The sequence below is a fragment of the Kribbella sancticallisti genome (assembly GCF_039530625.1).
GTDB lineage: Bacteria > Actinomycetota > Actinomycetes > Propionibacteriales > Kribbellaceae > Kribbella > Kribbella sancticallisti.
Window position 1 is genome coordinate 317,063 of sequence record NZ_BAAAOS010000019.1, and the last position, 13,719, is coordinate 330,781.

Genomic DNA, 13,719 nt, shown 5'->3' on the forward strand with positions numbered 1-13,719 from the left:
CCGTAGACCGAATCCTGAGATTCTTCAAACATCTGTTCGAAGGCGTGTCGGTTCGCACGTTTGTTCGTGTGTCGGGTTATAGAGCCGTCCGGGCCGGGAATTTCCACGGCGTGTCCTGGTTGGAAATGGTTGCGTATCGAGGGTCTGTCGGTTAATCATTCGTACAGGCGTTCGATCGAACAGGTGTTCGGGTCGGTCGGGCAGCCGGTCGCCGGGACGGTGCGGCGAGGTGCTCGCCGAAAACTGTCGGCGGCGGCCGGTAGACAGAGATCGACACCGAACGACGACACGTACGACGAGGTCTGAACGAGGTCTGGAGGATCCGATGAGGACAGCGGCCCTGGCGTCAGGAGCTCTGACATCCGGCGTGCCGGCAGGCGCGACGACCGAGGTGGCGTCGCCCGGCGCCGACCCGCGTCAGCGCCGTCGCAGGATCCCCGGCACGACCACTGAGCGGCTGCCGGTTCGCGCCTGCTCAGGCGACGACCTCGGTCGGCACGTCCAGATCCGGACCGTGACCGAGCCTCGCCGCCAGTCCGCGCGGGCTCGCGCCGCCGCTGAGATCGAGCCGTCGGCCCTGCAGTTGACCCGCCGCGGCAGGATGCTGCTGACCACCGTCTCGGTCCTCGTCTTCGGCGCCGCGATCGCCGTCCTCGGCCTGCGAATCGCCGGCGTGCTGGACCCGCAGCCGCAGTTCGACCACATCGTCCAGGTCGAGGTCGGCGCCGGTCAGACCCTCTGGTCGATCGCCCAGGAGACCAACCCCACCGAAGACCCCACCCTGATCGTCGAACAGATCGCCGACCTCAACAACCTCAACACCCGCGCCGACGTAGTCCCCGGCCAGACCCTCCAAGTTCCCGTCCGCTGACGTCCCGCGGACGGTGCCGACTGATCGAAAGCCCGCTTGCTGAGGGCAACAGTCGGTGCGGCCTCAGTGCGAGTTGACGCTAGCCGCAGGTCGTCGCCTGAGCGAGTTGATTTCGTCCTTCCGTACTTGAACGAGGGAGGCGCGCTGTCGCTGGTGCTCGGCCCGGATGTGCTGTTGCTCGACGAGCTCACCAACAACCTGGTTCGTGCTCACTGGCGCCGGCTGTTCCAGCCATGTCGGCGGTGGGGGCTAGCTGACGGTTTGTAGCCAGAGGTTGGCGTAGCGGGGGCCGTCTACTGCGGTGGCTACCTGTACGGGGTTTGGTTGGGGGCCGAAGGGGTCGGTGGTCAGGTCGCCTGACCAGTCGCGGGTGTCGACGATGGTGCGGCCGCGGGACCAGGTGCCGGAGAGTTCGACTCGTAGCGGGAACGGGCGGGTGGTGAGGCCGGGTGGGTCGATGACCGCGCAGACGGCGCCGGCGTCGCCGATGGTTGCGCGGTCTGCTCGGTAGAGATCGCAGCGCTTTTCGATCAACAGGCGGGCTAGATCCGCTGAGGGTGAACCGCCGAGTGTTTTCGCCTCGGACAGGGTGATGGGAACGTCGTAGAAGACGTCCAGGCCGTACATCGTCACCTCGACGCCGAGTTCGCCTGCGGCGGTGAGGGTGATCGCGGCCGCCTCGGGGTCGGTCCAGATGTTGAACTCGGCTGAGGCGGTCGCGTTGCCGATTCCGGCCGCGCCACCCATGAAGACGATCTCGCGCAAACCCGCGGCGGCTTCCGGGTAGGTCCGCAGCAGCAGGGCGATGTTCGTCAGCGGCGCCAGGGGAATCAAGGTGATGAGGTCTCCGGTGCGAGCCGCCTCCAGCAGGACATCGCGGAGCAACTCGACGGCGTGGCGGCCCTCCGCGGTACGGGTGGACTTTGGCCAGTCGAGGTTGCCGAGGCCGTCGGCGCCGTGGACGTGCGGCGCGGTACGGACGGGTTGGAGGAGCGGTAAGGCGGCGCCGCGGGCAACCGGGACGTCGGGACGGCCGGCGGCCTCGAGCACGGTGAGGGTGTTCACGACCACCTGGTCGATGCCGACGTTCCCGCCGGCACACGTGACCGCCTTGAGGTCGAGGTCGGGGTGGCGGGCGGCGAGCAGCAACGCGCAGGCGTCGTCGAGGCCGGTGTCGACGTCGAGGATGATCGGCTTCATTCCGCCATCCTCACCCATCGGTGCGGCCATCCGGCGTTGGTGGTCAATTCATCACCAGCTCTGGCGTAGTTCGTGTGACTTTTCTACGTTCGGTGTTTATGAAGCTCACCCCCCGCCGCCCTCGCGCAGTGCTTGCCGCCTTGGCCGCGGCTGCCACTGCCGCCGCCCTGATACCCAGCCAGTCGGCCAGCGCTGACCCAGCCGCCCCGGTCGCCAACCAAGTCGCGGCCGTTGCGGCTGAGAACCCGACAGTGAACGAGACCTTCGACGGCACGACCCTCCCGGCCGGCTGGAACGCGGTCGAAGGCGCCTGGAAAGTCCAGAGCGGCCGTCTCGTCGGCACCTCGTCGACCTCCAGCCAGCTGAGCCGGATCACCTTCGGCACGCCGCTCGCCGACTACCGGATCGAGAGCCACCTCCGCTTCGAGTCGGCCCTGGACGGAGGTCGCTGGGTCGCCCTCGGTCTCGACCTCGCGCCGAGCGGCGCGGTCCCGTGGTCGATCGCGACGATGCGCAACGGTTCCACGGCGACCAACGGCCTGGAGTTCGCCCAGCGCACGCCGTCGAACACCTGGAACGTCACCGACACCGCCGCCGCCCCGATCCAGGTCGGCGTCGGCAAGGAGGTGGCCGTCGCCGTCGAGGTCCGCGGCACCCGCGCCACCTGGTACGTCGATGGGCGCGAGTCGCTCCGCACCAGCATGGTGAACCGTACGGCGGCCGGCGTGCAGGCGTTGTTCGTCAACGGTGCCACCGTGTCCTTCGACGACCTCAAGGTGACTCCGCTGGCGAAGGAGTCGTTCATCCGCAAGCCGGGTGCTCCGCTCCGCGTCTTCGCCCACCGCGGCGCGTCGTCGGCCACGCCCGAGAACACCGCGGCCTCCGACGAGGTGGCTCGCCGGGCCCGGGCCGAGTGGATCGAGAACGACGTCCAGCCGACGAAGGACGGCGTACCGGTGATCCTGCATGACAACACGGTCGACCGGACCACCGACGGCACCGGCGCGGTCCGGTCGCTGACGGCGGCCCAGGTGGCCACGCTGGATGCGGGATCGTGGTTCGCGCCTGCCTTCACCGGCCAGCGGGTTCCGACTCTTGCCCAGCAGTTGGACGGGCTCAAGACGCGAGGCGGCAACCTGCTCCTGGAGGTCAAGGGCGCACACACCCGGGACTCGGTCGCGCGGATCGTCACCGAGATCAGGGACCGCGGGATGAGCAGCCGGGTCTTCGTGCAGAGCTTCGAACCGCAGCACCTGCGCTGGACGCACGAGCTCGCTCCGGAGCTCCCGCTCGGCCTGCTTCGCAGCACGCTCGATCCAGACCCGGTCGCGATCGCCAAGGACCTCGAGTTGTCCGCGTACAACCCGTCCGACGCGGCCCTGTCCACTCGTCCCGCGGCGATCGCGGAGCTGCACGCGGCGGGTGTCGCGGTCAACGTCTGGACTGTCGACGACGCGGCTCGGTGGAACGCGCTGGAGAAGGCGGGCGTGGACGGCATCATCACCAACCGCCCGGCGGAGCTGGCCGGCTGGAACGCGGCCTTCCTGCAACGGGCCAAGCCCCAGGTGACAGTCCTCAATCCCGCGGCCGGAGCCAAGCTCGATCGGGCCCAGGCGCTGCGAATCGCCGTCTCCTCGAACGAGCCGGCGACGATCACGCTGGACGGCAAGCCGATCGAGAACGGCGCTGCTGTCGACCCGACCACGCTGGCCGCCGGAACGCACGAGATCAAGGCCCAGGCCGGTGACGCGAGCACCGTGTCCAGCTTCGAGATCGTCGCCACCCGCACCGGGCTGGCGCACCTGATCCTGACCTCCGGGGCGTCGCCGGCCGCGGTCTCGACGATGACGACACTGCTCGGCCAGGAAAAGTACGGCGTACTGGCCACGTACGCGTCGACGCCCGCCGCGGCGGGGTTGAGCGCGGTACGGCGGGAGCTGATCGTGGCGGAGGCCCGGGCCCTTCGCTGAGCAGTCAGTCGGGGCGGGCGGCGATCAGCCGGTGGTAGGAGCCGATCAGGTGTTGCTCGATCACCTCGACGGCCGCCGCGGAATCGCCGCCCGCCACGATGTCCCGGATCGCCTTGTGCTCGGCGTAGGCGATCTCGTGGAAGTCGCGCCGGGCGACGTGCCGCGAGTGCAGGAACATCGCCACCTGGCTGCGGATCTGCTGCCAGGCGCGATCCAGCCGGGCGTGTCCCGCCGCGGCGTAGAGCACGTGGTGGAAGGCGAGGTCGAGCTCCAGCGCGGTCTGCGGCTCGTACTCCGGGCCGAGCTCGCGCATCCCGTCGAGCACCTCGTCCATCGTGGCGAGGTGCTCGTCGGTGAGCCGGGGGAGGGCCCGCTCGATCGCCAGCCGTTCCAGGCTGAGCCGGAGCGTGTAGATCTCCTCCACGTCGTCGGCGGTCAGCGCGATCACCTGCGCGCCGCGGTGCCGGCGTAGTACGACCAGGCCCTCGCGCTCGAGCTCGATCAGGGCCTCGCGGACCGGCCCGCGGCTCATCTGCAGCGCCTTGGCCAGTTCTCCCTCGGGCAGATGCTCGCCGGGGGCGAGGGCGCCGGTGATGATCATCTGCCGGATCGCCGGAACCACCGTGGCCCACAGCGCCGGGCTGCGTTCGGTCTGCGTCGCGAGTTGGTCCAGCGCACTGGCCACGGTCCCCTCCATCCCTCAGGAGAATTCTCTCCATCGGTGTAAATGGTCGATTGTTAACCATTGACTTTTGACAACGCCGAGATCAGGCTACCGGTAAGAATCCGCCACGGGGAGAGGCAGCGCCGGAGATCCCGGTCGCAGGCCTCCGGCACCGCCGGCCCGGCCAGCCGGCCCATCCACTCATGACCGCTCCGTCAGAGGGAGAACTCCGTGCTGCCCACCTTGACCCGGCGCCGGCTGCTGCGCCTCGCGGCCGGAGGAGCCGCGGGCGCCAGCCTGGCCGGCTGCTCCTCGCCGTTCGACGACACGACCCGCGGGGGCGGTCGCGTGCTCGAGTTCACCACCTTCTACACCGGCGGCGACGGCGGTCTGATGCAGAAGATCGTCGACCGCTACAACGCCTCGCAGGACCGCGTCACCGTCCGGTTCACCGCGCCCGCCTACGGCGGCGACTACCTGACCAAGATCCTGACCGCCTCGCTCGCGGGCGCTCCACCGGCGATCGTGGCCCTGCACAGCTACGAGATCCCGCCGCTGAAACGGTTCCTGCACCCGATCGAGCTCGGCGATCTCGGACTCGCGACGGACGACTTCATCGACGGCACCTGGCAGCTCGGCCAGGTCGACGACCAGTTGTACGGCGTGACGATGAGCACGGGTCCGCAGGCACTGGGGTACAACCGGCAACTCTTCGAGAAGGCGGGGCTGGATCCGGATCGCCCACCGACCACCGGCGCCGAGTTCCTGGCGGCGGCGCAGGCGCTGAAGAAGTCCGGACCGTGGGGATTCATCCGCGAGTCCGGCGTCTGGATGCCGTGGCTGAGTATGAACTGGCAGGCCGGCGGCGACCTGATCGACGAGCGGAGCCAGGCGATGTTCGCCGGCGAGGCCGGGTTCGAGGCCGCGCGGTTCGAGCAGGACCTGGTGCACCGCTACAAGGTCGAGCCGCAGCAACTCGTCACCGGCCTGCAGGTCGGGCAGCTGTTCACCGACCAGAAGGTCGGCATGGTCTGCACCTTCCCGTGGGGCCTGGCGCAACAGCTCAAGGCGAACAAGGACCGCGGTACCCAGCTCGACGTGGCGCCGCTGCCGCAGTTCTTCGACGGCCCGCGCGCGGTGGTCGCGACCTCCCACATCTATTGCATCCCGAAGCAGCGCAAGAACGACGAGTGGATCCAGGCCGAGGCGCAGAAGTTCATCTCCTGGCTGGTCCGCGAGGGCAGCGTCGCCTGGGCCGGCGCGCAGGCGCCCGCGAGCCGCGCGGCGATCGAGCCGATCAAGGCCAGCAAGGATCCGCTGGTCCGCAAGATGAGCGTCTTCATCGACCAGGCCAAGCACGCCCGGTTCGCGCCGTACGCGTACCGCTGGAACCAGGCCTAACAGTACCTCAACGACGCGATGGACGACGTCGTCTACCAGCGGGCGAACGTCGAGACCGAGCTCCGCCGGGCCGCGGCCCGGGCGACCGCGACGATGAAGGAGCCGTCATGAGTGTCCTCACCAGCCGGGTCCGATCCGCTCCCGTCACTCGAACCGTCCCGAAGCCGGGCCGAAGCCGAAGCAGCGCGGCCGTGCTCTTCCTGACCCCGTTCGCCCTTCTGTACTTGCTGCTGTGGGCCGTACCGGTGGTCAACGGCCTCTTCCTCAGTACTACGGATGTGAACGTCGCCGACGGGACTGGTGGATTCGTCGGCCTGGACAACTACCTGGGCCTGGCTCGGGACAGCGACTTCCGCGCCGCCTTCGGGCACACCCTGCTGTTCGTCGTACTGAACGTGCCGATCCTGATCGCGGTCGGGCTGATCCTGGCGCTGGTGCTGAACCGCGATCTGTCCGGGCGGAACATGCTGCGCGCGGCGTTCGTTTCGCCGTACCTGCTGCCCGGTGCGGCGGTGGCGCTGATCTGGAACCTGGTGCTCAACCCGGTCAACGGATCGCTCAACACCGTGCTGGAGCGGGTCGGGTTGCCGACCCAGCAGTGGTTGACGCAACCCGGTGAGGCGATGGGTGCGGTGGTCCTGCTGACGCTCTGGTGGCGCGTCGGCTTCCCACTGCTGATCCTCCTCGCCGCGCTGCAGGACATCCCGAAGCCTCTGTACGAAGCGGCGCGGATCGACGGCGCCAGCGCGTGGCAGCAGTTCCGCTACGTCACGCTGCCGGGGATCGCACCGGTGCTCGGGCTGGTGATCCTGCTGCGGCTGATCGACTCCTTCAAGGTCTTCGAACAGGTGTACCTGCTGACCGCGGGTGGTCCGAGCGGTAGTACGAGGGTGGTGCTGCAGATGCTCTACGAGACAGGCTTCCGCGACTTCCGGACCGGGTACGCCGCGGCGATCGGCTGGGTGCTCGCGCTGGTGATCCTGGTGGTCGCCGTCGCGCAGCAACTCCTCACCCGGCGGGCGGCCAACAATGGCTAGGGCGCGATGGATCGCCACCGGCGCGGCACTGCTGATGGCGCTGCTCTGGGCACTTCCGTTGCTCTGGGCCCTCTCCTCCTCCTTCGAGGGATCGACGGTCAACGGCAACCAACTGGTGCCGGCCGAGCCGACCACGGCCAACTGGGGCATGCTGGTCGACCCGGGCGGCCGGGCGGTGAACATCTTCGTTGCCTTCTTCAACAGCACGGTGGTCGCGGTCAGCTCGACCGTGCTCGCTCTGATCGTCTGCTCGATGGCGGGCTACGCGCTGGCCAAGCTGCCGTTCCGGGGCAACAGCGTGGTCTTCGGCCTGCTGCTGGTGACGATGCTGATCCCGAGCGAGGTCGTACTGGTCCCGCTGTTCCAGCAGTTCAACAAGCTCGGCCTGCTGAACACGTACGGCGCTCTCGCGCTGCCGCACATCGTGTCGCTGCTGGGCGTCGTCCTGATCCGGCAGTTCATCGTGAACCTGCCGGCCGATCTCACCGACGCCGCCCGGGTGGACGGCGCGAGCGCCTGGCAGACCTACCGGCACATCGTGATCCCGCTGATCCGGCCGGCCCTGGCCACGCTCGGGATCCTGGTCTTCCTCGGCGCCTGGAACGACTTCCTCTGGCCGTTGATCTCGACGAGTTCCCCGGGCATGCAGACGCTTCCCCTCGCGCTGGTGACGTTCCGGTCGGCGTACGGGGACGTCGACTACGGGGTGGTGATGGCCTCGACCGTACTGGCCGTGACGCCACCGCTGCTCGTCTTCCTGTTCGCCCAGCGCTTCATCATCCAAGGAATCAGCAGCACCGGACTGAAAGGTTGAGATGACCACCGAGACCGATGTGCCTGACAAGAACAGCTCCCGCAGCGGTGTCCAGGAGGTGCCCTACACGCCGGCCGATCCGGACGCCCCGCACGTGCGGCAGGCCCGGGTGACCGTGGATGTGAACGACGACCAGGGCATCCTCGACCGGCCGTGGGCGAGCCTGGGCTACGACGAGATCAACTGGACCTACACCCCACAGGGCCGCCGGACCCTGCAGACGATCGGCGGGTTCGCGGAGACGCCGTACCACGTTCGGCCGCACTACATCTTCAACAGCGGCACCGGGCTCGGCCTGCCGCACTGGGGGAGCGGCAACGTCTACCACGAAGATGCCGACGGCAAGCCCTTCTACGACTTCACCATCGCCGATCAGACCTACGACACGATCGTTGCCGCTGGCCACCACCCGCTGGTGGAGCTCGCGTTCACGCCGCTGGCGCTGGTGCCGGAGGAGGCCAAGGCGGAGTACCCGTTCGAGAACAGCCCAACGCAGTACAGCGGGTACGAGGCGGGTTGGTGGTCTTACCCGCCGAAGGACTACGAGAAGTGGGGAGGTCTGGTCGCTGCCCTGGCGCAGCACTGCCTCGACCGGTACGGCGAGGAGGAGGTGTCGCAGTGGCTCTGGGAGCTCTGGAACGAGCCGGACATCTTCTACTGGCGCGGCACCCCCGAGCAGTTCCACGACCTGTACGCCGTGACGGCGCGCGCGATCCGCAGCGTGCTCCCTGACGGGCGGGTAGGTGGTCCGACCGTGACTGGCGGAGACAAGGGGGTGACGTTCCTCCGCGGCTTCCTGGCTGCGTGCTCCGAACAGGACTTGCCGCTGGACTTCGTGTCGTTCCACACGAAGGGCTCGGCCTTCTCGCCCTGGCGCACGTACGGCCCGATCGGCTCGCCCGCACCGGTGAAGCAGTCGCCGTCCACCACCAAGATGCTGCGGGAGATCGACCGGATGCTCGCGGTGATGGAGGAGTTCCCTGCCTTCACGGGGCTGCCCGCGATCGTCGACGAGTGCGACGCGTCCGTGCCGGCCCACTGGGGCATCTACGACAACGCGAACTTCGTCTACCGCAACAACGAGTACTACCCGGTCTTCCAGGCCAAGCTGATGAAGAAGGTGCTCGACCTCAACGCGACACACGCCGCGAAGGTGCGCGAGGCAACCACCTGGAGCTTCTCGATGGAAGGCGAGCGGTACTTCGAGGGCACCCGGAGCTTCGTCACCGCCTCGGGGATCGAGAAGCCGCTGATGAACGCGTACCGGGCCTTCTCCCACCTCCGGGACCGCCGGCTCGGCGCCACCTCGTCCGCAGCCGTCGACCTCGATCTCGGTGCGCTGGGCAACGGACTGCCGGAGGAGATCGACGTACTCGCCAGCCGCAGCTCGTCCGACGGCAGCGTCGCGCTGATCGTCTGGCGGCACGCGGACGATCAGTACTCCGAGGACGCCACCGCCGCGGCGGTGGAGGTCGAACTGCGCGGCCTGAGCGGCGCGTGGAAGGTCGAGCAGTGGCGGATCGACCGGAACCACAGCAACAGCCACACGGTCTGGCAGGACCTGGGCGCTCCGCAGGACCCGACACCCGAGCAACTCGCCACCATCGCCGACCGGCAGGGCCTCGAACGACTCGCGGACGACGTCGAGGTCGACGCCGACGACGGGTTGACCCTGTCGCTGGAACTACCCCTGCCGTCGCTGAGCCTCGTAGTACTGACTCCTCGGCAGGAGGGCTGAATGTTCATCGGCGGGAGCTGGCGGCAGGCCTCGGACGGGCGGACCATCGACGTACTGAACCCGGCCACCGAGGAGGTGGTCGCGTCGGTGCCCAACGCAACCGATTCAGACCTCGACGAAGCGTTGACCGCAGCGGCCGCGGGCTTCGAGGTGTGGCGCCGTACCGCGCCGTCCGATCGGGCGGAGGTGCTCGATCAGGCAGCGCGGCTGATGCTGGAACGAGTCGACGAGATCGCGGCGATCTTGACCGAGGAGCAGGGCAAACCGCTCGAGGAAGCCGCGGCCGAGGTGCGGCAGGCGGCGGAGTACTTCGACTGGTTCGCAGCTGAAGCGGTCCGGTCGTACGGAAGGTTGTTGCCTACAGCACCGGGTCGTCGCTCCTGGGTGGAACGTCGGCCGGTTGGTCCGGTCGCGGCATTCACCGCCTGGAACTTCCCGGCGTCGTTGCCGGCCCGCAAGCTGGCTCCCGCTGTCGCGTATGGCTGCAGCATCATCCTGTGCCCGGCGGTCGAGGCTCCGCGGACGGCCGCCGAGCTGGTCCGGGCTCTGGCTGACGCCGGAGTGCCGGCCGGGGTGGTCAATCTGATCACCGGGGATCCGCCGCGGGTGAGTGAGAGGTTGATCGGCTCTGAGGTGATCGCGAAGATCACCCTGACCGGGTCGGTGCCGGTCGGTCAGACGCTGGTGCGCCTGTCGGCCGAGCGGCTGCAGCCGTTGACGCTGGAGCTGGGTGGTCACGCGCCGGTGCTGGTCTTCGACGACCTCGACGAGGCCGAGTTGGGCCGGGCAGCCGACGCCCTGGTCAGGTCCAAGTTCCGCAACAGCGGGCAGGTCTGCATCTCGCCCAGCAGGATCTTCGCCCAGGAGGCAGTGTTCGACCAGTTCGTCGACGCCGTGGTGGAACGGGTAGGTCGGCTCAGCGTTGGACCGCTTGCCAACAAGCGCCGGGTGGACGCCGTGGAGGCGTTGGTCGACGACAGCGGCGCCAAAGTCCTGTGTGGCGGTGAGAGGCCCGACGGCCCGGGCTTCTACTACCCACCGACCGTGCTGACCGACATCCCGCCCGACGCCGCCGTACTGCGGGACGAACCGTTCGGGCCGATCATGCCGATTCTGCCGTTCGGCACACTCCAGGACGGCCTGGCGCAGGCCAACGCCGTGCCCTACGGCCTGGCCGCCTACGTCTTCACCGCCTCGCTGGCTCGGGCGGACGAGGCGATCGCGGGACTAGACGTCGGCATGATCGGCGTCAACGAGGTCGCGCTCGCCTCGGCGGCCTCGCCGTTCGGCGGCGTGAAGGCGTCCGGATACGGCAGGGAGGGCGGCACCGAGAGCCTCGAGGCCTACACGGTCGCCACCGCGGTCACGACGAAAGGAGCTCCGTGACGTTGCGACCCGGGGTCTGGGGCGTGCTGGCCACGCCGCTCACCGCCGACGGCTCGGCGGTCGACATGGACTCGCTGACTCGCCAGGTGAGGCACTACGAGAGCATCGGCGCTGCCGGGCTGACCGTCCTCGGTGTCTTCGGCGAGGCTGCCCGGCTGAGTCCCGCCGAGCGCCGGACCGTGGTGGAGACGGTGGTCGCCTCCACCGCCTCGTTGCCGCTGGTCGTCGGGATCAGCGCGCTCGAGCTCGATCAGGTGTGTGCCGAGGCCGAGAACATCCTGCCCGCCGCCGGCGATCGGCTGGCCGGGTTGATGGTTCAGGTGAACACCGCGGATCCGGATGCCCTGGGCAAGCACCTTCGAGCGGTTGCCGACCGCACCGATCAGCCGATCGTGGTGCAGGACTATCCGGTGGTCAGCGGTGTCTCGATCGCTGTGGCCGACCTGGTCGCCGCCATCCGGATGGTGCCCGCTGTGGTGGCGGTGAAGTCCGAGTCGTCCCCGAGCCCGCCGGCTGTGGCCGAGCTGGTGGCCGGACTCGACGTGCCTGTCTTCGGGGGACTCGGCGGCACCTGCCTGCTGGACGAACTCGCCGTCGGGGCCGCCGGTGCGATGACCGGGTTCTCCGTGCCCGAAGGACTGCTCGCCTGCGTCTCGGCGTACTGCCAGGGTGGATTCGAGGCGGCGCGCGCCGTCTGGATGGACTACCTGCCGCTGGTGAACTTCGAGTTCCAGGCGGGGATCGCACTCGGGCTGCGCAAGCACAGCCTGCTGTTGCGCGGCCTGATCGAGTCCGACGCCGTACGGGCTCCCGGAGCCGTTCCGCCCGCCGCCATGCTCTCGCTGCTGGCCGAACATCTGAGACAGACGCCCGGGATCGTGCTGCCGGATGATGTGCTGGCCGGATGAGCGACGAGAGCGGGATCTACCGCGGGCTGGTCAGCTACGGCGATCGGGACTTCTCCCGCTACCTGCGGCGGACCTTCCTGCACGCCAGCGGCCGGTCGCCGGAGTCGCTGGACCGGCCGGTGATCGGCATCGCGACCTCCTTCAGCGACTACAACCCCTGCCACCGGCAACAACCAGAGCTGGTGAAGTCGGTGGTCCGCGGCGTGCTCGCGGCCGGAGGGCTGCCGATGGAGTTCCCGACCATTTCGCTGGGGGAGAGCTTCCTCGAGCCGACAGCGATGGTCTACCGCAACCTGATGGCCATGGACGTCGAGGAGTTGGTCCGGGCGCAGCCGATGGATGCGGTTGTGCTCGTCGGCGGCTGCGACAAGACGGTGCCGGCCCAGCTGATGGGTGCCTTCTCGGCTGGCCGGCCCGCGATCCAGCTCGTCACCGGGCCGATGTCGACCGGTCGCTACCAGGGCGAGCGGCTCGGCGCCTGTACTGACTGCCGCCGCTTCTGGGGCCGCTACCGCGCCGGTGAAGTCGATGCGGCTGAGATCGCCCGGGTAGAGCGCAACCTGGCGACTACTACCGGCACCTGTGCGGTGATGGGAACTGCCAGCACGATGGCCTGTCTGGTGGAGGCGTTCGGGATGGCCTTGCCCGACAGCGCCGCTGCCCCTGCGGTCCACGCTGATCGCCTACGCCTAGGAGAAGCCACCGGTACTGCGGCTGTCGAGATCGCCGCCGCCGGCCGTACTCCGGACCAGGTGGTGACCGCAGCCTCCCTGCGGAACGCCCTGCGGGTGCTGCTGGCGATAGGTGGCTCCACGAACGCGCTGATCCACCTGACGGCGATGGCAGGTCGGCTCGGGCTGTCGGTAGACCCTGACGAGCTGAATGAGCTCAGCGAGACAACACCGGTGCTGGTGGAGCTCAAGCCGACCGGGGAGCACTACATGGAGGATCTGCATGCCTCTGGGGGACTGCCCGCAGTACTGCATGAACTGCGGGACCTACTAGACCTCTCTGTACTCACAGTGACTGGGGAGACGCTAGGAGAGAGGTTGGGGGACGGTCCTGTCTGGGTGGATCGTTCCGTGGTTCGGCCCCTGGACGCACCCAGCCGGGACAAGGGTGGGCTCGTGTGGTTGCGGGGCTCGCTGGCGCCGTCGGGGGCCCTGATCAAGCGATCCGCGGCAGATCCCGCGCTCTTCGAGACCACCGGGCGGGCGGTGGTGTTCAGCTCCTTGGCGGACCTGGCTGCGCGGATCGACGACCCGGAGCTGGACGTGGAGGCGTCGGACGTGCTGGTCCTGCAGAACGCGGGTCCGCTGGGGGCGGGCATGCCGGAGGCGGGCTATCTGCCGATTCCGGGGAAGCTCGCGCGGGCCGGAGTACGGGACATGGTCCGGATCTCGGACGCGCGGATGAGCGGTACGGCGTACGGGACGATCGTGCTGCACGTGACGCCGGAGGCGGCGCTCGGTGGTCCACTCGCCCTGGTCCGGACCGGTGACCTGATCCGGCTGTCGGTGTCGGCCGGCAGCTTGGACCTGCTCGTCCCTGCCGAGGAGCTGGAGGCCCGCCGGGCCGCGCTGCCGGCGCCCGCGGCGGCCCCGGCGACGGGGTACCGGCGGCTATTTCACGACCACGTCCTGGGGGCGGACAGGGGCTGCGACTTCGACTTCTGCGTGCCGCGCACGGGGGATTGACCGGGGCGCATTTTGCTCCTCGAAAAGGTCGTC

Annotated in this window: 11 protein-coding genes; 9 read left to right on the top strand and 2 right to left on the bottom strand. The window is 68.8% G+C overall.

Going from position 1 to position 13,719, the window contains the following annotated elements:
• Nucleotides 1–325 precede the first annotated feature (325 nt).
• Nucleotides 326–871: a LysM peptidoglycan-binding domain-containing protein gene (locus ABD255_RS15865; protein WP_344214441.1), complete on the top strand. Its 546-nt coding sequence runs from the start codon at nt 326–328 to the stop codon at nt 869–871.
• A gap of 249 nt (nt 872–1,120) precedes the next feature.
• Here the strand turns inward: ABD255_RS15865 and ABD255_RS15870 are convergent, their stop codons facing one another.
• Nucleotides 1,121–2,071 (bottom strand): nucleoside hydrolase, encoded by a 951-nt coding sequence (locus ABD255_RS15870; RefSeq protein ID WP_344214443.1) that lies wholly within the window; start codon nt 2,069–2,071, stop codon nt 1,121–1,123.
• Between the two features lie 98 nt (nt 2,072–2,169).
• Here ABD255_RS15870 and ABD255_RS15875 point away from each other — a divergent pair, with 98 nt between their 5' ends.
• Complete coding sequence (locus ABD255_RS15875; protein WP_344214445.1) at nt 2,170–4,041, top strand: glycerophosphodiester phosphodiesterase; 1,872 nt, start codon at nt 2,170–2,172, stop codon at nt 4,039–4,041.
• A gap of 4 nt (nt 4,042–4,045) precedes the next feature.
• Here the strand turns inward: ABD255_RS15875 and ABD255_RS15880 are convergent, their stop codons facing one another.
• Nucleotides 4,046–4,726, bottom strand: coding sequence for a GntR family transcriptional regulator (locus ABD255_RS15880; RefSeq protein ID WP_344214447.1), 681 nt, complete (start codon nt 4,724–4,726; stop codon nt 4,046–4,048).
• Nucleotides 4,727–4,936: 210 nt separating this feature from the next.
• On the opposite strand from ABD255_RS15880, the gene ABD255_RS15885 reads away from it, so the two are divergent.
• The 7 genes from ABD255_RS15885 to ABD255_RS15915 all read left to right on the top strand — a co-directional run bounded on the left by ABD255_RS15885 (nt 4,937) and on the right by ABD255_RS15915 (nt 13,686).
• Nucleotides 4,937–6,106, top strand: coding sequence for an extracellular solute-binding protein (locus ABD255_RS15885; protein ID WP_344214449.1), 1,170 nt, complete (start codon nt 4,937–4,939; stop codon nt 6,104–6,106).
• Between the two features lie 107 nt (nt 6,107–6,213).
• Nucleotides 6,214–7,143 (top strand): carbohydrate ABC transporter permease, encoded by a 930-nt coding sequence (locus ABD255_RS15890; protein WP_344214451.1) that lies wholly within the window; start codon nt 6,214–6,216, stop codon nt 7,141–7,143.
• Complete coding sequence (locus ABD255_RS15895) at nt 7,136–7,957, top strand: carbohydrate ABC transporter permease (RefSeq protein WP_344214453.1); 822 nt, start codon at nt 7,136–7,138, stop codon at nt 7,955–7,957. Before ABD255_RS15890 ends, ABD255_RS15895 begins: the two co-directional genes overlap by 8 nt.
• Nucleotide 7,958: 1 nt before the next feature.
• Nucleotides 7,959–9,695 carry a GH39 family glycosyl hydrolase gene (locus ABD255_RS15900; RefSeq protein WP_344214455.1) on the top strand — a complete coding sequence of 579 codons (1,737 nt, stop codon included), beginning with the start codon at nt 7,959–7,961 and terminating at the stop codon, nt 9,693–9,695.
• Nucleotides 9,696–11,081, top strand: a complete 1,386-nt coding sequence (locus ABD255_RS15905) for an NAD-dependent succinate-semialdehyde dehydrogenase (RefSeq protein ID WP_344214457.1) — start codon at nt 9,696–9,698, stop codon at nt 11,079–11,081.
• Nucleotides 11,078–11,989, top strand: a complete 912-nt coding sequence (locus ABD255_RS15910) for a dihydrodipicolinate synthase family protein (protein ID WP_344214459.1) — start codon at nt 11,078–11,080, stop codon at nt 11,987–11,989. The genes ABD255_RS15905 and ABD255_RS15910 overlap by 4 nt, the downstream gene beginning before the upstream one ends.
• Nucleotides 11,986–13,686 (top strand): dihydroxy-acid dehydratase, encoded by a 1,701-nt coding sequence (locus tag ABD255_RS15915; protein ID WP_344214461.1) that lies wholly within the window; start codon nt 11,986–11,988, stop codon nt 13,684–13,686. Before ABD255_RS15910 ends, ABD255_RS15915 begins: the two co-directional genes overlap by 4 nt.
• The last annotated feature ends 33 nt before the right edge of the window (nt 13,687–13,719 follow it).